Source organism: Streptomyces sp. NPDC023157, from assembly GCF_055560575.1.
Map to the genome: position 1 here is coordinate 189,147 of NZ_JBVHIL010000008.1, position 17,225 is coordinate 206,371.

The following is a 17,225-nucleotide window of genomic DNA, read 5'->3' on the forward strand; positions in this document are numbered from 1 at the left end:
GCGGGGGCGGGGCAGTACGGCGGGGGGGCCGGCCGCACGGGTGCGGGGCGCGCGTATCGGGGGAGGCCCCGGGGCGGGCGGTGAGGTCCAGGCGGACGGACGCCCAGGGGGCTTTCCCGCTCAGCGGGATCCGGTGCTCCCCGGCACCCCCGCCCCAGGCCTAGCCTCGCCGCACACCCCCAACCGCCCCAGGAGGGACCTCGCCATGCTCACGGACCGCCAGAGACACGAGGCGGCCGAGCTCCTGCGCTCCGCCGAACACGGTGTCACCCCGATCGCCCCGCTGAGCGCCGCTTTCCCGGCCATCGACGCGGAGGACGCGTACGAGATCCAGCTCGTCAACATCCGCCGCCGCCTCGCGGCCGGGGCGGAGGTGCGCGGGCACAAGGTCGGTCTGTCGTCCCCGGTCATGCAGCGGATGATGGGCGTCGACGAACCGGACTACGGTCACCTGCTCCACGACATGGAGTTGCGGCCCGACGTCCCGGTCCCCGCTGCCCGTTACTGCCACCCGCGTGTCGAGGTCGAGGTCGGCTTCGTCCTCGGCGAGGACCTGCCGGGGGAGACCTGCACCCCGGCGGACGTTCTCGCCGCCACCGAACGCGTCGTGCCTGCCCTGGAGTTGATCGACAGCAGGATCCGGGACTGGCGTATCACCATCGCCGACACCATCGCGGACAACGCCTCCTCCGCCGGATACGTCATCGGCGAGGGCCGCGACCCCCGCGAGCTCGATCTCGGGGCGATCGACGCCCGGCTGACCGGCGGCGACGGCGCGCTTCTCGCCGAGGGCCGCAGCGACGCCGTCCTCGGCGACCCGGCCCGCTCCGTCGCCTGGCTCGCCCGTACCGTCGCGCGTTTCGGCGTGTCCCTGAAGAAGGGGCACCTGGTGCTGCCCGGCTCGTGCACCCGGGCCGTGGACGTGGCCGCAGGGGCGACCTTCACCGCCGGGTTCAGCGGGCTCGGCTCCGTCTCCCTCTCGTTCATCTGAGGTGATCATGACCATCAAGGCAAAGGCGACCGCCGCCATCGTCGGCTCCGGCAACATCGGCACCGACCTGCTGTACAAACTGCTGCGCTCCGCACATGTCGAACCCCGCTGGATGATCGGCGTCGACCCCGAGAGCGAGGGTCTGGCCCGCGCCGCCGGGGCGGGCCTGGAGGCCAGCCACGAAGGTGTCGACTGGCTGCTCGCCCAGGACGAGAAGCCCGACATCGTCTTCGAGGCCACCAGCGCCCACGTCCACCGGGCCAACGCCCCGCGCTACGCGGAACTCGGCATCAAGGCCGTCGACCTGACACCGGCGGCCCTCGGCCCCGCCGTCGTACCGCCCGCCAATCTCCGCGACCACCTCGACCAGCCCAACGTCAACATGATCACCTGCGGCGGGCAGGCCACCATCCCCATGGTGTACGCGGTCTCCCGCGTCGTCCCCGTGGCGTACGCGGAGATCGTCGCCTCGGTGGCCTCCGTGTCGGCCGGCCCCGGCACCCGCGCGAACATCGACGAGTTCACCCGCACCACCGCGCGCGGCATCGAGACCATCGGCGGTGCCGGGCGCGGCAAGGCCATCATCATCCTGAACCCGGCCGACCCGCCCGTCATCATGCGGGACACCGTCTTCTGCGCCATCCCCGAGGACGCCGACCGCTCCGCCATCACGCTCTCCGTCAAGGAGATCGCGGACCAGGTCGCCGCCTACGTACCCGGCTACCGGCTGCGCGCCGAACCGCAGTTCGACGACCCGAGCCCGGAGAACGGCGGGATGGCCCGCGTCGCGATCTTCCTGGAGGTGGAGGGCGCGGGCGACTACCTGCCGCCCTACGCCGGAAACCTCGACATCATGACCGCCGCCGCCACCAAGGTCGGCGAGGAGTTCGCCAAGGCGCTCCTCGCCCCGGGCGCGTAAGGAGCGCATCGCATGCCCTACTCGGACACCCTCGACATCCGCGTCACCGACTCCTCGCTGCGCGACGGCTCGCACGCCAAGCGGCACCAGTTCACCCCCGAGGACGTACGGTCCGTCGTCGCCGCCCTCGACGACGCGGGCGTCCCGGTCATCGAGGTGACGCACGGCGACGGGCTCGGCGGCTCCTCGTTCAACTACGGCTTCTCCAAGACCCCCGAACAGGAACTGATCAAGGTCGCGGTGGACACCGCGCGGCGGGCGAGGATCGCCTTCCTCATGCTCCCCGGACTCGGCGTCAAGGACGACATCCGGGCCGCCCAGGCGAACGGCGCGAGCATCTGCCGGATCGCCACCCACTGCACCGAGGCCGACATCGCCGAGCAGCATTTCCGCCTCGCCCGGGAGATGGGCCTGGAGACCGTCGGCTTCCTGATGATGGCCCATTCCACGCCCCCCGAGAACCTGGCGCGGCAGGGCCGGATCATGGCCGACGCGGGCTGCCAGTGCGTGTACGTGGTCGACTCGGCCGGCGCGATGGTCATGGACGACGTCACCGGCCGGGTCGAGGCCCTGGTGGCGGAGCTCGGCGACGACGCCCAGGTCGGCTTCCACGGACACGAGAACCTGGCCCTCGGCACCGGCAACTCCATCGCCGCGATCAAGGCCGGAGCCCGGCAGATCGACGGCTCCACCCGCCGGCTCGGCGCCGGCGCGGGCAACACCGCCGTCGAGGCCCTGGTCGCCGTCTGCGCCAAGATGGGCATCCGTACCGGCATCGACGTGCTGAAGATCATCGACGCGGCCGAGGACGTCGTCCGCCCCGTCATGGACGAGGAGTGCCGGCTCGACCGGCTCGCGCTGCTGATGGGCCACGCCGGCGTCTACTCCAGCTTCCTCAAGCACGCCTACCGGCAGGCCGAGCGCTACGGCGTCTCCGGCGCCGAGATCCTCCTGCGCGCGGGCGAACGCCGTCTGGTCGGCGGCCAGGAGGACCAGCTCATCGACATCGCCGTCGAACTCGCCGCACAGCACTGACCGACGGACGCGACAGAAATCAGGAGGGACGAGATGACTGCTCTCAACGACGAGGTCCGCGTCATCGACACGGGCAGGCCGCCGGCACGCTTCGCCCGGGGCTGGCACTGCCTCGGCCTCGCCGACGGCTTCAAGGACGGACAGCCGCACGAGATCGAGGCCTTCGGGACCAAGCTGGTGGTCTTCCAGGGGCAGGACGACGGACAGCTCCACGTCCTGAACGCCCACTGCCCGCACATGGGCGGCAACCTCGCCCAGGGCACCGTCAAGGGCGACGCCGTCGCCTGCCCCTTCCACGACTGGCGCTGGTCGGGCGACGGCCGCTGCGCCGGCATCCCGTACGCCCGCCGCGTCCCGCCGCGCGCCCGGACCCGCGCCTGGCTCTCCCTGGAACGCAACAAGCAGCTCTTCGTCTGGAACGACCCGGAGGGCAACCCGCCGCCCCCCGAGGTGACCGTCCCCGAGATCGCCGGCGTCCACGGCCCGGACGCCGGACAGTGGAGCGACTGGACCTGGAAGACCCTCCGTGTCGAAGGCGCCCACTGCCGCGAGATCGTCGACAACGTCGTGGACATGGCGCACTTCTACTACGTCCACTACGCGTTCCCCGAGTACTTCAAGAACGTCTTCGACGGCCACGTCGCCACCCAGTACATGGAGAGCAGCCCCCGCGGGGACATGGAACTCGGCACCCTCAGCTCCGGCCGCCTGCGCTCCGACGCCTCCTACCACGGACCCTCGTACATGATCGACCACCTCTACAGCGACGTCGGCGGCGCGGAGATGGAGATCGTCCTGATCAACTGCCACTACCCGATCGACGCGAACAGCTTCCTGCTCCAGTACGGGGCCATCGTGAAGCGGCTGCCCGGCATGACGGACGAGCAGGCCGCCGACGCCGCACGGCTCACCGCCGAGGGCGCCACCGTCGGCTTCGAGCAGGACGTCGAGATCTGGCGGAACAAGACCCGGATCGACAACCCCCTGCTCACCGAGGAGGACGGCCCGGTCTACCAACTGCGCCGCTGGTACGAGCAGTTCTACGTCGACGTCGCCGACGTCAAGGACGAGATGACCCGCCGCTTCGAGTTCGAGATCGACACCCGGCGCGCCAACACGGCCTGGCGCGCCGAGGTCGCCGAGAACCTCGCGCACCGCGCGACGGAGACGGGAACCGGAGCCTGACATGCGAGCGGTGGAGTGCGCGGCCTGCGGCAACCAGGTCCTGTGCGAGAAGTTCAGCGTCGCCCACACCTCCGTGCAGTGGACGGCCGACGCCGCCGTCACCTGCGCGGAGTTCCGCGACCGGGTACGCCCCGGCGTGACCACCGCCCGGATGCGGACCTGCGGGGCCCTGCGGGCGAGCATCGCCCGCGCGACCGAGGACGGAACCCTGACGATCGGCACCCTCGATACCGGCTCCCCGGCGCCCGGCTCCCTTCAGTCCGGCACTCCGGGCCCCGGCAGCACCCCGGAGGCCGCCGATGCCTGACCCCACGACCGGGACCCGCACCCACCGGCTGCGCGTCGTCGAGGTCATCGCCGAGACGGCCGACGCGCGCTCCCTGGTGCTCCGCCCGGCACCCGAGAGCGCGGACCGCTTCACGTACCGCCCCGGGCAGTTCCTCACCCTGAAGCTGCCCGGCGCGGACGGGAGGCCCGCCGCCCGCTGCTACTCCCTCGCCAGTTCGCCGCACACCGGTGAGCCCCTGAAGATCACCGTCAAACGTGTCGCCGGCGGGTACGGGTCGAACTGGGTCTGCGACCGGCTGGCGGCCGGCGACGAGCTGGAGGTGCTGCCCCCGGCCGGCACCTTCACGCCGGGCTCCCTCGACGGCGACCTGCTGCTCGTCGCCGGAGGGAGCGGCATCACCCCGGTCCTGTCGATCGCCAAGTCGGCCCTGGCCGCCGGCCGGGGCCGGGTGGTGCTGCTGTACGCCAACCGCGACGAGGCCTCGGTCGTCTTCCGCGACGAACTGCGGGCGCTGGCCCAGGACCACCCGCACCGGCTGCTCGTGATCCACTGGCTGGAGTCGCTCCAGGGCCTGCCCGCCGTGGACCGGCTCGCCGCCGCGCTCGCGCCGTACGCCGGCCGGGAGGCCTTCGTCTGCGGCCCGCAGCCGCTCATGGACGCCGTCGAGCAGGCCCTGCGGACGCTCGGCGCACCCGGCGACCGGATCCACCGCGAGCGGTTCTTCTCCCTCGGCGCGGACGTCTTCGACGCCCCGGCGGTGCCCCGGGGTACCACGGCCGAGGGCGGCGGCACGGCAGAGGTCGAGCTCGACGGCGCGACCCACACGGTCGCCTGGCCGGCGGCGGCCCCCCTGCTCGACGCGCTCCTGGCCGCGGGCGTGGACGCCCCGTACTCCTGCCGGGAGGGCGCCTGCAGCGCCTGCACCTGCCGGGTCGTGGCGGGAGAGGTCACGATGCTCCGCAACGACGTCCTGGACGACCAGGACCTCGCCGAGGGGTACGTCCTGGCCTGCCAGGCCCTCCCGCTCACCGACCGGGTCGAGATCACCTACTCCTGATGCCTACTCCTGACGCGGCTCCTGACGCGTCCTCCCTGACGAGGAGATCGGGCAGCACACCCCAGCCGTCCCCGGCGGACCCGTACCGGTCCGCCGGGGACGGCGGCGTCACATCCAGTCGCTGAACCGCAGCCAGGCCATCATGTTGTCCATCGAGGGCTGGGAGAGCCCCGCGGCGGACCCGGCGCCGACGGGCTGAGCGCGCTTCTCCGACTGGCGCCCCGGCCCGAACATGGCCTGCCACACCGACCGCGCGCAGCCGCGCACCGCCGGGGCGAGCCGTTCCATCTCCCGGTGGACGCCGTGCCCGCTCACCGAGATCGCGGCGATGGCCCGGCCGGCGCCGCGCAGCGGCGCGGCCACGCAGAAGACGCCCCGGTAGCCCTCCTCGTGGTCGAAGGCCACCCCGCGCTCCCGCGTGAGCGCCAGCTCGCGGCGGAAGGACTCGGGGCGGGTGAGGGTGCGCGGGGTACGCGGCCGCAGCCCGTCCCGTATCACCTGCTCCACCGGCGCGCCGTCCCCGAACGCCAGGATCGCCTTGCCGGAGGCCGTGCAGTACGCCGGCTGCCGCCCGCCCATCCGCGACGGCACGACGGAGTCGTCCGACCCGCCGATCCGCTCCAGATAGACCACCTCGGAGCCGTCGAGCACCGTGAGGTGCACCAGATGCCCGGTGGACTCGTGCAGCGCGTGCAGATGCGGCAGCGCCGCCCGGCGGAGCCGGTTGTGGTGCGAGGCCATGGCCCCGAGCTCCAACATGCCCATGCCCAGACGGTAGTCGCGCCCCTCGCGCTCCAGCCAGCGCAACCGCACCAGCTGATCGAGGATGCGGTGCGCGGAGGACCGGCGGATGCCCGAGCGCTGCACGACCTCGGTCAGGGTGAGCCGGGGCCCCGCGCTCTCGAAGGCTCTCAGCACCTTCGCCGCCTTCTCCAGCAGGGACAGAGGCGGCATCCCGGCCTCGACAGGCTCGACAGCACTGGTCGTCATCGGCACCTCCCACACGGACGGCACAGCCGAACGACCCCTGGCCGCGTCCGTAATCTCCGGTATTGCGTGGAGATTGCCAGAGGATGACAGGCACTGGGAAGGGGGAGTTCCGTCTCGGAACAGTAACGCGTAGGTTCCCTCTCGTCACGGCGGGACCGGACCGGAATCCGAGAGGGGGGCGCTCATGCGCGACGACGAAGTGCTCGCGGCGGTCCGCGCCCTCGCCCCCGCCTTGCGCGAGCGCGCGACCGAGGCGGAGGCCCTGCGGCGGGTGCCCGACCCCTCCGTCGAAGAACTGGAGGGCGCCGGCTTCTTCCGGCTGCTCCGGCCCCGGGCGTACGGCGGACTCGCCGCCGACCCCGCCGTCTTCTACGCCGCCGTGCACGAGATCGCCAAGGCGTGCGGATCGACCGGCTGGGCGGCGGCGGTCCTCGGCGTCCACCCCTGGTACGTCGCCCAGTTCGACGCCAAGGCGCAGGAGGAGGTCTGGGGCACGGACGCCGCCATCCGGATCTGCTCCTCCCACGCCCCCACCGGGAAGGTCACACCCGTCGACGGCGGATACCGGCTCTCCGGCCGGTGGCACTTCTCCGCCGGCTGCGACCACGCCCGCTGGGCGCTGCTCGGCGGCCTCGTCACCGACGCCGAGGGCCGCCCGGTCGACATGCTGACCTTCCTGGTGCCGCGGGCCGACTACCGCGTCGACGACGTGTGGGACACGGTCGGCCTGCGCGGCAGCGGCAGCAACGACCTCGTCGTCACGGACGCCTTCGTCCCCGCCCACCGGACGCTCGGCTACGGCCCGGTGACCGCGCTGCGCTGCCCCGGGCACGACCTCCACCCCGACCCGCTGTACCGGCTGCCGTACGCGGCCGTCTTCACCACCGCCGTCTCCACCGCGATGGTCGGCATCGCCGAAGGCGCCCACGAGGACCAGGTCACCGCGGCCCGCGAGCGCCTGCGGGCCGCGCCCGGCGGGTGGGCCGCCCCCGGCCCGCGGGTCGCCGAGGACCCCTTCGCCCAGGTACGCATCGCCCGCGCGGCCGGTGAGATCGACGCCGCCCGGCTGCAACTCGCGCGGAACATGGCGGAGTTGTACGCGCTCGCGCGCCGCGGCGCGGAGATCCCGAGGGAACTGCGCGCCCGCACCCGCCGGGACCAGGCGCTCGCCACCGAACGCGCCCTCACCGCCGTGGACCTGCTCATGGAGAACGCCGGCCGCGGACCGCTGAGCGTCGGCGACGACGTCCTCCAGCGCGCCTGGCGCGACCTGCACACCGGCCGCGGCCAGGCGGCCAACGACGTGGACCGGGCACTGGTCCTGTACGCCCAGGACGCCCTGGGCATGGACGTCCAGGACCCCATGCTCTGACGTGCTCCGACCCGGCGCACAGGCCCCGGCAGACCGACCTTGCCGGCCCCTGCGGCCCCTGCGGATCGATCCCGCCGGCCCTTGCCGTCCCCGCCCCCGGCGGACTGACCCCGCCGCCCCGCCGCCCCCGGCGGTCTGGCCGCCCCTCGCCTGCCCGTCCCGCCGCCCCCCACCGACCTCGCCACCCCTTCCCCGCCGCCCCTTCCCGCTCAGTGGGAGCACCCCATTTCCCCGCCCGACGGCACCCCGTACGGTCCTGGCATTCCCCCACCACGACCCGAAAGGGGATGCCCCATGGCCGATGACGTCCTGGCAGCCATCCGTGACCTGGCCCCCGCCCTGCGCGACCGCGCGGCGGAGGCCGAGGCGCTGCGCCGGGTGCCCGACATCTCCGTCAAGGAACTGGAGGACACCGGGTTCTTCCAGCTGCTCCAGCCCCGGGCCTTCGGCGGCCGCGCGGCCGATCCGGTGCTCTTCTACTCGGCGGTCAAGGAGATCGCCAAGGCGTGCGGTTCGACCGGCTGGGTCGCCTCCGTGGTCGGCGTCCACCCCTGGCACGTCGCCCTGTTCGACCCCCGTGCCCAGCAGGAGGTGTGGGGGCAGGACCCCAAGACCCGGATCGCCTCCTCGTACGCCCCCACGGGCAAGGCCACCGCCGTCGACGGCGGCGGTTTCCGGCTCTCCGGCCGGTGGCACTTCTCCTCCGGCTGCGACCACGCCCAGTGGGCGCTCCTCGGCTGCCTCGTCACCGACGGCGAGGGCAACCCGGTCGACATGCGGGCCTTCCTGATCCCCCGGTCCGCCTACCGCGTCGACGACGTGTGGGACACGGTCGGCCTGCGCGGCACCGGCAGCAACGACGTCGTCGTGGAGGACGCCTTCGTCCCCGAGCACCGAGCCCTGAGCTTCGGCCCGGTCACCGCCCTGAAGGTGCCCGGCCACGAGATCAACCCCGAGCCGCTGTACCGGCTGCCCTACGCGGGCGTGTTCACCACCACCATCACCACCCCGATCGTCGGCATCGCCGAGGGCGCCTACGACTCGTACGCCGAGGCCACCCGGCAGCGGATCCGCGTCTCGTACGGGCAGAAGGTCGCCGAGGACCCCTTCGCGCAGGTCCGTATCGCCCGCGCCGCCGGTGACATCGACGCGAGCTGGCTGCAACTGACCCGGAACATGGGCGAGATGTACGCCCTCGCCGCCCGCGACGAGGCGATCCCCATGGAGCTGCGCACCCGCGCCCGGCGCGACCAGGTGCTCGCCACCGAACGCGCCGTCGCGGCGGTCGACCTGCTGATGGAGAACTCCGGCGGCAGCGCGATGCGTACCGGCCCCGGCGTGCTCCAGCGCGCTTGGCGCGACGCCCACACCGGCCGCGGCCACGCCGCCAACGACCCCGAGCGGGCCCTCGTCATGTACGGGCAGTGCGCGCTCGGCATCGAGATCCACGACACGATGGCCTGAGAGGCGCCGACGATGACCGAGCTCACGTACGAGTCGACCTCCCGCACCGCCAAGGCGGCCGGGCTCACCCTCCACTACCACGAGGCCGCCCCCGCCGGCGGGACGGCCGACACCCCGGTCGTGATCATGCTGCACGGAGGCGGTCCCGGCGCCTCCGCCTGGAGCAACTTCGGCCGCAACCTCCCTGTCTTCGCCGGACAGTTCCGTACGCTCCTCGTCGACCAGCCCTGCTTCGGCCGCTCGGACAAGCCGGAGCCGGACCGGGACTACTTCAGCTTCAGCGCGAACGCCGTCGCCGCCCTCATGGACGAACTGGGCATCGTCCGGGCGCACTTCATCGGCAACTCCCTCGGCGGCGGCACCGCCGTCCGCATGGCCCTGAACCACCCGGACAAGGTCGGCAAGCTCCTCCTCATGGGCCCCGGCGGCGTGTCCGTCAACCTCTTCGCCCCCGACCCGACCGAGGGCATCAAGCGGCTCTTCGAGTTCAACGCCGCGCCGGAGCCCACCCGGGACGGGCTCCGCGCCTTCCTCGGCGTCATGGCGTACGACCGGTCGATCGTCACCGACGAACTCGTCGAGGAACGCTGGGCCTCGGCCACCGACGCCGACACCCGGCTCGGCAGCGCCCGGATGGCGGCCTCCTTCGCCAACCCCGCGTGGGCCGAGGACGTGATGCTCTGGCGGGAGGCCCACCGGATCACCCACCCGGTGCTCCTCACCTGGGGCCGCGAGGACCGCGTCAACCCCCTCGACGGCGCGCTGGTCGCCCTCAAGACCATCCCCGACGCCCGTCTGCACGTCTTCCCGCACTGCGGCCACTGGGCCCAGACCGAGCAGGCCGACGAGTTCAACCGCCTCGCCGTCGACTTCTTCTCCCACTGAACCTTCCACCGAAGAGGTGCACCCCATGGACATCCGTGCGCTCGGCTACCTGCGCCTGGAGACCACCACCCTGGACGAGTGGCGCCGCTACGCCCTCGACGTCCTCGGCATGGTGGAGGCATCCGGCACCACCGAGGACACCCTCTGCCTCCGCCTGGACGACCGCGCCTACCGCATCGTCATCCAGGCGGGCGCGGGCGACCGTCTCCTCGCGGCCGGCTGGGAGGTGGCGAACGCCGCCGCACTCGCCCGCGCCGCCGAGGAGCTGGAGGCGGCCGGTGTCGCCGTCAAGGCCGCCGACCCCGCCGAACTCACCGAGCGCCGCGTGCGGGGCCTGATCCACGTGACGGACCCGGGCGGCAACCCGCTGGAGATCTACTGGGGCCAGGCGGAGGACCACACCGCCCTCGGCACCCCGTACGGCAACCGCTTCGTCACCGGAGACCTGGGCCTCGGCCATGTCGTCCTCCCCGTGCCCGACATCGAGGCGGCCCTCGACTTCTACGAGAACCTGCTCGGCTTCCAGCTGCGCGACTCGATGAAGCTGCCGCCGCAGGCCGTGCCGACCGCCACCGAGCAGCGGGACTTCCACTGGATGCACTTCCTCAGCCCCAACCGCCGCCATCACAGCCTCGGCCTCTACCCGGGCGCGCTGCCCCCCGGCATCGTGCACTTCATGGTGGAGCTGGAGACCCTCGACGACGTGGGCCGCGGCCTCGACCGCACGCACGCCGCGGGCATCCCCATCGCGTCCAGCCTCGGCCGCCACACCAACGACCGCATGGTGTCCTTCTACGCCCAGGCGCCCGGCGGCTTCCAGGTCGAGTACGGCTGGGACGGCCTCGTCGTCGACCCGGCCGCCTGGGTCGCGAAGGAGATCACCGCCGACAGCTTCTGGGGCCACCAGTGGAACGGCTGATCGCGCCCTCCGAGTTCCGGGACGTCCTCGGCCGCTTCGCCAGCGGCATCACGGTCGTGGCGACCCTGGACGCCGACACCATGGAGCCCGTCGGCTTCGCCTGCCAGTCCTTCGCCTCGCTCTCCCTCGACCCGCCGCTGGTCATGCTGGCCGTCGGCAGGAACTCCACCAGCTGGCCGAGGATCGAGCGGACGGGCCGCTTCTGCGTCACCATCCTCGCCGAGGACCAGCAGGCCACCTGCGCGGCGCTCGGCCGCAGCGGCCCCGACAAGTTCGCCGGGATCGGGTGGAGCACCGGCGAGCACGGCACCGTACGCGTCGACGGAGCCCTGGCCCACGTGGAGTGCGAACTCCAGGCCGTGTACGAGGCCGGGGACCATCATCTCGTCACGGCACATGTGGTGGCGCTCGACGCTGGCGAGGACGCCCGACCGCTGCTGTTCTACCGCAGCCGCTACGCCGTGGGCGCGTTCTGATGCCGCTCGACGTCGAGTAGGCGTTCGCCGCGCCGCCGGCGCGGACCCAGGTCACCTGGGACGAGCGCCACGCCTGACGGCCACCGCCGCCGAGCGCGCGGACGCGCCGGTCCTCACCGACGCGCGGATCACCGCGCGATGACCCGGCGGCCGGGGCGGGGGGCGGCCCCCCCCCGCCCCCCCCCCCCCCCCCCCCCCCCCGGGGGCAAGCGATGTAACACCCCTGGGGCCACAACAACCCCCGGGGGGCGCCGCCCCCCCCGGGCCCCCCCCCCCCCGCGGCGGGGGCGGGCCCCCCCGCCCCCCCCGGGGGGGGGGCGGCGGGGGGCGGGGGGGGGGGGGGGGGGGGGGGCCCCCCCCCCCCCCCCCCCCCGACCCACCCCACCCCGACCAGGGAGAACGCGATGAACGACCAGTGGGACCACACCTACGACGTGGTGGTCGTCGGCTCCGGCGCCGCCGGCCTGGCCGCGGCCCTCACCGCCCGGCTGCGCGGACTGACCGCCCTCGTGGTGGAGAAGACCGACGTCTACGGCGGCTCGACCGCCCTGTCCGGCGGCGCGATCTGGGTCCCGGGCAACTTCCACCTGGACGCCGCCGGGCTCGGCGACACCCCGGAGAAGGCCCGCGCCTACCTGGACGCCACGGTCGGCGACCGGGTCCCCGCCGAGCGCAAGGACGCCTACCTCACCCACGGACCCCGGATGGTGCGGGAGTTCCACGACCGTACGGCCGTGCGGTTCGTCTACACGCCCGGCTACTCGGACTACTACCCCGAGCGGCTCGGCGGCTACCCGCAGGGCCGCTCCGTCGAACCGCAGGTCTTCGACTTCAGGAAGCTGGGCCCCGAGCAGCGCGCCACCATGCGCCGCGCCGGACTGCCCACCTACGGCCTCACCATCACCTCCAAGGACTTCCGGCACCTGAACATGGCCGGACGGACCTGGGCCGGCCGCTGCACCGCCGTCAAGGTCGGCGCCCGGGCGGTCAGGGCCCGGCTCACCGGCCGGCAGCCGCTCTCCCTCGGCGAGGCGCTCATCGCCCGCATGCGGCACTCCCTGGACACGCTCGGCGCCGACCTGTGGCTCTCCGCCCCGCTGACCGGACTGGTCGAGGAGCACGGCCGGGTCACCGGCATCCGGATCACCCGGGGCGAGCGGGAGCTCACCGTCCGGGCCACCGGCGGCGTCGTCCTCGCCTCCGGAGGCTTCTCGCACGACCAGCGGCTCCGCGAGAAGCACCTCCCGACGCCCACCTCCACCGCGTGGAGCTCCGCGTCCGACGGACAGACCGGCGACGTCCTGGAACCGGCCGAGGCCCTCGGCGCCGCGACCGACCTGATGGACCGGGTCTGGGGCGCTCCTTCCGTGGTGCCCCCCGAGGGGAAACCGTTCTTCCTCGTCGCCGACCGCGGCATCCCCGGCATGGTGATCGTCAACGCGGCGGGGGAGCGCTACGCCAACGAGGCAGCCCCGTACCACGAGTTCGTCGACGCCATGTACGCCGCGGACCGGCCGGACGCGACCACCGTGCCGTCCTGGCTGATCCTCGACGCCACCGCCAAGGCCCGCTACTTCTTCATGGGCCTCTTCCCGGGGCAGCCGTTCCCGAAAACGTGGCTGGAGAGCGGCTTCGTCAAGAAGGCCGCGACCGTCGAGGAGCTGGCCGCACGCATCGGCGTCCCCCCGGGGCGGCTGCGCGCCACCGTGGACCGGTTCAACGGCTTCGCCCGCGCCGGCCGCGACGACGACTTCCACCGGGGCGACAGCGTCTACGACCGCTACTACGGCGACCCGACGCTGCCCCACCCCAACCTCGCGCCGCTGGAGAAGGGGCCGTACCACGCGATCCCCGTCCACCCGGGCGACATCGGCACCAAGGGTGGCCTGGTCACCGACGCCACCGCCCGCGTCCTGCGCGAGGACGGCACGCCCATCGACGGCCTGTACGCCTCCGGCAACGTGTCGTCCGCCGTCATGGGGGAGACGTACCCCGGCCCCGGCGCGACCATCGGCCCCGCCATGACCTTCAGCTGGCTCGCGGCCGGCCACATCGCCCGTACGCGCCCCGCCGGGGCCCGGTGAGCCGCCGCACCCAGGACCCGCGCGCCGGACGGGCGACCGGCCCGGCCCGCCGACCGAACAAGGAGAACCCCTGATGCCCGTCGACCTGACAGGAAAGGTCGCGCTGGTCACCGGCGCGGCACGCGGCATGGGCGAGGCCGAGGCCCGGCTGTTCGCCGCCCTCGGCGCGAAGGTCGTCCTCACCGACGTCCTGGAGCCGCAGGGCCGGGCCACGGCCGCCTCCCTCGGCGACGCCGCCCGCTTCGTACGCCACGACGTGACCGACACGCACTCCTGGGCCGCCGCGGTCGCCGCCACCTTGGACGCCTTCGGCCGGCTCGACATCCTCGTCAACAACGCCGCGATCTACTCCACCTCACCCATCACCGAGGAGGACCCCGACCGCCTGGAGGCGATCCTCCGCGTCAACCTGATCGGCCCTTTCCTCGGCGTCCGAGCGGTCGCCGGGGCGATGCGGGACGGCGGCGGCGGATCCATCGTCAACATCTCCTCGCAGGCCGGCCTCCAGGGCATCTGGGGCCACGGGGCGTACGGAGCCGCGAAGTGGGGGCTGCGCGGGCTGACCAGGACGGCCGCTCTGGAGCTCGGCCCGGACGCCATCCGGGTCAACTCCGTCCACCCGGGCGCCATCGCCACCGCCATGACCGCCCACCTGGGCACCAAGGACCACCCCGGCACCCCCCTGGGACGCGTCGGCGAGCCCGAGGAGGTCGCCCACCTCGTCGCCTTCCTCGCCTCCGACGACTCCTCCTACCTGTCCGGCGCCGAACTCGCCGTCGACGGCGGCGCGTCGGCGGGCCGCATGCCGCTCCTCACCCCGAAGGGAGGAGGCGCGTGAACCGGCCCGACCCCGAGGTCCAGGCGGTCATCGACCTGGCCACCGCCGGCTTCCCGCCGCTCGCGACGGAGATGACGGACATCGCCGAGGTGCGCGCCTTCTTCGCCGCCCGCCCCCGGCCCGACGCGCCACCGCTCCCCGTCGACCGCGTCACGGACCGGGACGCCGACGGGGTGCCCGTACGCGTCTACGACCCGGGCGTCCACGCGACCGCCCCCGTGATCGTGTTCTGCCACGGGGGCGGCTTCGTCCTCTGCGACCTCGACAGCCACGACGCCTTCTGCCGCGCCCTCGCCCGCGCGACGGAGGCCGTCGTCGTCTCCGTCGACTACCGCCGCGCCCCCGAACACCCCTTCCCCGCCGCCCCCGAGGACGCGTACACGGCCCTGTCGTCGACGGCGGCGACGTACCCGGGCCGGCGCATCGCCGTCGCCGGCGACAGTGCGGGCGCCAACCTCGCCACCGTCCTGACCCTGCTCGCCCGCGACCGGGGCGGCCCCGAGATCGCCTGCCAGGCGCTCTACTACCCGATGCTGGACCCCACCCGCTCCCGCCCCTCGCACCGCGAGAACGCCCAGGGCTACTTCCTCACCGCCGACCATCTGCGCTGGTACTGGGACGCCTACCTGCCCGACCCGGCGGCCCGCGCCAGCCCCTACGCGGCCCCCCTGGCGGGCGCCGACCTGTCGGGGCTTCCGCCGGCCCAGGTCGTCACCGCCGGCTTCGACCCCCTGCGGGACGACGGCCTGGCCTACGCGGACGCCCTCGCCGCCGCGGGCGTCCCCGTGACGGCCCACCACCACGCCGGGATGTTCCACGGCTTCCTCTCCATGTCGGGCGCCCTGCCCGCGGCCGCCGAGGCCCGCGCGACCGCCTTCGCCGCCCTGCGCGAGGCCCTCGCCGCCCGCTGACCGGCGGACCCGCACGCGTGCGCCCCGCCCCCACCTGATCCGGTGGGGGTGGGGCGCTCTCCCGTTCCCGTACGGGCCCGGCGTCAGCCGCCTATCAGCGTGAACCCCTTGTACCCCGAGGCCGCGACGTCCGCGAGGATCTCCCCGTACACCCCGAAGCCACCGATGAACGGCATGAAGACTCGGGGCTTCCCGGGGATGTTGGCCCCCAGGTACCAGGAGTTCGCCGCCGGGAACAGCGTGGCCGCCGCCCGGTCGCGGCACTGCGCGACCCACTCCTCGACGGCCTCCGCGGTTGCCTCGATCGCGCGGTGCCCGTGCTCGTCCAGATGGCGCAGACAGTCGGCGAGCCAGTCGCCGTGCTGCTCGGCACAGAGCACGACGTTGGCCATGACGGACGGGCTGCCCGCGCCGGTCAGGTTGAACAGGTTCGGGAACCCGTCGACGCCCAGGCCCAGATAGGTGCGCGGACCCCCGCTCCACACGTCCTTCAGACGCCGCCCGCCGCGCCCCCGGACGTCCACCCGGTCGATCGCCCCGGTCATCGCGTCGAAGCCGGTCGCGTACACCAGCGCGTCCAGCTCCACCCGCGTGCCGTCGGCCAGCACGATCCCGGTGGCGTCGATCCGCGCGATCGGGTTCTCCCGCAGGCTCACGAGGCGCACGTCGTCGCGGTTGAACGTCTCGTAGTAGTGCGAGTCGGTGACGATCCGCTTGGTGCCGATCGGATGGTCCGTCGGCACCAGCAGATCGGCGACGGCCGGGTCCTCGATGAGCGCGCGGACCTTCCCCTCCCAGAACGCGCGCGCCTCGTCGTTCGCCGCCCGGTCGGTGAGCTGGTCGGGGAAGGTCTTGGAGTACAGGACGCCGCCGAGCTCCCACCGCTCCTCGAACGCGGCCCGCCGCTCCTCGGGGGAGACGGCGAACGTCGCCGACGGGTGCGCCGTGTGGGGCGAGCCGCCGCCGCTGAGCCGGGACAGCCGCCGCCGCTCGGCGTAGCCGGCCTTCTGCCGGCGGCGCGTCTCCTCGTCCAGGGGCGCGTTGCCCGCCGGGATGCTGAAGTTGGCGCTGCGCTGGAAGACGGTCAGGTGCGCCGCCTGCTCGGCGATCAGGGGCACGGCCTGGATGCCGGAGGACCCGGTGCCGATCACGCCCACGCGCAGCCCGCCGAAGTCCACGCCCTCGTGCGGCCAGGCCCCGGTGTGGTAAGTGGCGCCGCCGAACTCCCCGGCCCCCGGGATGTCCGGCACGTGCGTACTGGAGAGGCAGCCGACGGCGAACACGCAGTACCGCGCCGACACCACCTCGCCCCTGTCCGTGCGCACCGTCCAGCGCAGCGTCTCCTCGTCCAGTTCGGCGGAGGTCACCGAGGTGCCGAAGGCGTAGCTGCGGCGCAGGTCGAAGCGGTCGGCGACATGACGCAGATAGCGGATGATCTCCGGCTGGGCGGCGTACTTCTCGCTCCAGTCCCACTCCTGCTGGAGCTCCTCGTCGAAGGAGTACGAGTAGTCCACGGACTCCACGTCGCAGCGGGCGCCGGGGTAGCGGTTCCAGTACCAGACGCCGCCCACGTCGTCCCCGCGCTCGAAGCCGCGCACCCGGTGGCCGAGACCGCGCAGCTTGTGCACGGCGTACAGTCCGGTGACGCCCGCGCCGATGACGACGACATCGACGGCATCGACGACATCGACGACGTCAGCAACACCGACGGCATCGACGACGTCAGCAACACCAACAACATCGACGACGTCAGCAACACCGACGGCATCGACGACACCGACGGACTCGGTGATTCTGTCGTTCACTTCGT

The 17,225-nt window shown here is 73.3% G+C and carries 16 protein-coding genes; 14 read left to right on the top strand and 2 right to left on the bottom strand.

Translation table 11 applies throughout. The annotated features are described in order from the left end of the window. Positions 1-205: 205 nt before the first annotated feature. The 6 genes from ACZ3ZE_RS27455 to ACZ3ZE_RS27480 are packed head-to-tail and all read left to right on the top strand — an operon-like array spanning position 206 to position 5,476. Positions 206-991 carry a 2-keto-4-pentenoate hydratase gene (locus ACZ3ZE_RS27455; protein ID WP_467261095.1) on the top strand — a complete coding sequence of 262 codons (786 nt, stop codon included), beginning with the start codon at positions 206-208 and terminating at the stop codon, positions 989-991. A 7-nt stretch (positions 992-998) separates the two neighbouring features. Then, the gene (locus ACZ3ZE_RS27460) at positions 999-1,910 is read left to right on the top strand and encodes an acetaldehyde dehydrogenase (acetylating) (RefSeq protein ID WP_467261097.1); all 912 of its coding nucleotides are present in this window, start codon (positions 999-1,001) and stop codon (positions 1,908-1,910) included. A 12-nt stretch (positions 1,911-1,922) separates the two neighbouring features. Next, positions 1,923-2,945, top strand: coding sequence for a 4-hydroxy-2-oxovalerate aldolase (dmpG, locus tag ACZ3ZE_RS27465; protein ID WP_467261099.1), 1,023 nt, complete (start codon positions 1,923-1,925; stop codon positions 2,943-2,945). A 33-nt stretch (positions 2,946-2,978) separates the two neighbouring features. Further along, positions 2,979-4,130: a Rieske 2Fe-2S domain-containing protein gene (locus ACZ3ZE_RS27470; RefSeq protein ID WP_467261101.1), complete on the top strand. Its 1,152-nt coding sequence runs from the start codon at positions 2,979-2,981 to the stop codon at positions 4,128-4,130. A gap of 1 nt (position 4,131) precedes the next feature. Further along, entirely contained in the window at positions 4,132-4,437 is a 306-nt protein-coding gene (locus ACZ3ZE_RS27475) for a hypothetical protein (protein ID WP_361177320.1), read from the top strand. After that, the gene (locus tag ACZ3ZE_RS27480) at positions 4,430-5,476 is read left to right on the top strand and encodes a 2Fe-2S iron-sulfur cluster-binding protein (RefSeq protein ID WP_467261102.1); all 1,047 of its coding nucleotides are present in this window, start codon (positions 4,430-4,432) and stop codon (positions 5,474-5,476) included. The genes ACZ3ZE_RS27475 and ACZ3ZE_RS27480 overlap by 8 nt, the downstream gene beginning before the upstream one ends. Positions 5,477-5,584: 108 nt before the next feature. Here ACZ3ZE_RS27480 and ACZ3ZE_RS27485 read toward each other — a convergent pair whose 3' ends face one another. After that, positions 5,585-6,466, bottom strand: coding sequence for an IclR family transcriptional regulator (locus ACZ3ZE_RS27485; protein WP_363293044.1), 882 nt, complete (start codon positions 6,464-6,466; stop codon positions 5,585-5,587). A 184-nt stretch (positions 6,467-6,650) separates the two neighbouring features. On the opposite strand from ACZ3ZE_RS27485, the gene hsaA (ACZ3ZE_RS27490) reads away from it, so the two are divergent. The 8 genes from hsaA (ACZ3ZE_RS27490) to ACZ3ZE_RS27525 all read left to right on the top strand — a co-directional run bounded on the left by hsaA (ACZ3ZE_RS27490) (position 6,651) and on the right by ACZ3ZE_RS27525 (position 15,415). Further along, the gene (gene hsaA / locus ACZ3ZE_RS27490) at positions 6,651-7,838 is read left to right on the top strand and encodes a 3-hydroxy-9,10-secoandrosta-1,3,5(10)-triene-9,17-dione monooxygenase oxygenase subunit (protein ID WP_467261104.1); all 1,188 of its coding nucleotides are present in this window, start codon (positions 6,651-6,653) and stop codon (positions 7,836-7,838) included. A 294-nt stretch (positions 7,839-8,132) separates the two neighbouring features. After that, on the top strand, positions 8,133-9,302 hold the full coding sequence (hsaA, locus tag ACZ3ZE_RS27495; RefSeq protein ID WP_361177328.1) for a 3-hydroxy-9,10-secoandrosta-1,3,5(10)-triene-9,17-dione monooxygenase oxygenase subunit: 1,170 nt from the start codon (positions 8,133-8,135) through the stop codon (positions 9,300-9,302). A gap of 12 nt (positions 9,303-9,314) precedes the next feature. Beyond that, positions 9,315-10,187: a 4,5:9,10-diseco-3-hydroxy-5,9,17-trioxoandrosta-1(10),2-diene-4-oate hydrolase gene (gene hsaD / locus ACZ3ZE_RS27500; protein WP_467261106.1), complete on the top strand. Its 873-nt coding sequence runs from the start codon at positions 9,315-9,317 to the stop codon at positions 10,185-10,187. A gap of 25 nt (positions 10,188-10,212) precedes the next feature. Further along, entirely contained in the window at positions 10,213-11,106 is an 894-nt protein-coding gene (locus tag ACZ3ZE_RS27505; protein ID WP_361177332.1) for a VOC family protein, read from the top strand. Continuing rightward, entirely contained in the window at positions 11,094-11,582 is a 489-nt protein-coding gene (locus tag ACZ3ZE_RS27510) for a flavin reductase family protein (RefSeq protein WP_361177334.1), read from the top strand. The genes ACZ3ZE_RS27505 and ACZ3ZE_RS27510 overlap by 13 nt, the downstream gene beginning before the upstream one ends. A gap of 404 nt (positions 11,583-11,986) precedes the next feature. After that, entirely contained in the window at positions 11,987-13,666 is a 1,680-nt protein-coding gene (locus ACZ3ZE_RS27515; protein ID WP_467261108.1) for an FAD-dependent oxidoreductase, read from the top strand. A gap of 73 nt (positions 13,667-13,739) precedes the next feature. Further along, entirely contained in the window at positions 13,740-14,504 is a 765-nt protein-coding gene (locus ACZ3ZE_RS27520; RefSeq protein ID WP_467261110.1) for a glucose 1-dehydrogenase, read from the top strand. Continuing rightward, positions 14,501-15,415: an alpha/beta hydrolase gene (locus tag ACZ3ZE_RS27525; RefSeq protein WP_467261112.1), complete on the top strand. Its 915-nt coding sequence runs from the start codon at positions 14,501-14,503 to the stop codon at positions 15,413-15,415. The genes ACZ3ZE_RS27520 and ACZ3ZE_RS27525 overlap by 4 nt, the downstream gene beginning before the upstream one ends. A gap of 83 nt (positions 15,416-15,498) precedes the next feature. On the opposite strand, the gene ACZ3ZE_RS27530 is transcribed toward ACZ3ZE_RS27525, so the two are convergent. Continuing rightward, the gene (locus tag ACZ3ZE_RS27530; protein ID WP_467261114.1) at positions 15,499-17,220 is read right to left on the bottom strand and encodes a flavin-containing monooxygenase; all 1,722 of its coding nucleotides are present in this window, start codon (positions 17,218-17,220) and stop codon (positions 15,499-15,501) included. Positions 17,221-17,225: the final 5 nt, after the last annotated feature.

What these genes read in the sequence shown, in the direction of transcription:
- ACZ3ZE_RS27455 (WP_467261095.1), top strand. Translation starts at nt 206, where the DNA reads ATGCTCACGGACCGCCAGAGACACGAGGCGGCCGAGCTCCTGCGCTCC.
- ACZ3ZE_RS27460 (WP_467261097.1), top strand. Translation starts at nt 999, where the DNA reads ATGACCATCAAGGCAAAGGCGACCGCCGCCATCGTCGGCTCCGGCAAC.
- dmpG (WP_467261099.1), top strand. Translation starts at nt 1,923, where the DNA reads ATGCCCTACTCGGACACCCTCGACATCCGCGTCACCGACTCCTCGCTG.
- ACZ3ZE_RS27470 (WP_467261101.1), top strand. Translation starts at nt 2,979, where the DNA reads ATGACTGCTCTCAACGACGAGGTCCGCGTCATCGACACGGGCAGGCCG.
- ACZ3ZE_RS27475 (WP_361177320.1), top strand. Translation starts at nt 4,132, where the DNA reads ATGCGAGCGGTGGAGTGCGCGGCCTGCGGCAACCAGGTCCTGTGCGAG.
- ACZ3ZE_RS27480 (WP_467261102.1), top strand. Translation starts at nt 4,430, where the DNA reads ATGCCTGACCCCACGACCGGGACCCGCACCCACCGGCTGCGCGTCGTC.
- ACZ3ZE_RS27485 (WP_363293044.1), bottom strand. Translation starts at nt 6,466, where the DNA reads ATGACGACCAGTGCTGTCGAGCCTGTCGAGGCCGGGATGCCGCCTCTG.
- hsaA (WP_467261104.1), top strand. Translation starts at nt 6,651, where the DNA reads ATGCGCGACGACGAAGTGCTCGCGGCGGTCCGCGCCCTCGCCCCCGCC.
- hsaA (WP_361177328.1), top strand. Translation starts at nt 8,133, where the DNA reads ATGGCCGATGACGTCCTGGCAGCCATCCGTGACCTGGCCCCCGCCCTG.
- hsaD (WP_467261106.1), top strand. Translation starts at nt 9,315, where the DNA reads ATGACCGAGCTCACGTACGAGTCGACCTCCCGCACCGCCAAGGCGGCC.
- ACZ3ZE_RS27505 (WP_361177332.1), top strand. Translation starts at nt 10,213, where the DNA reads ATGGACATCCGTGCGCTCGGCTACCTGCGCCTGGAGACCACCACCCTG.
- ACZ3ZE_RS27515 (WP_467261108.1), top strand. Translation starts at nt 11,987, where the DNA reads ATGAACGACCAGTGGGACCACACCTACGACGTGGTGGTCGTCGGCTCC.
- ACZ3ZE_RS27520 (WP_467261110.1), top strand. Translation starts at nt 13,740, where the DNA reads ATGCCCGTCGACCTGACAGGAAAGGTCGCGCTGGTCACCGGCGCGGCA.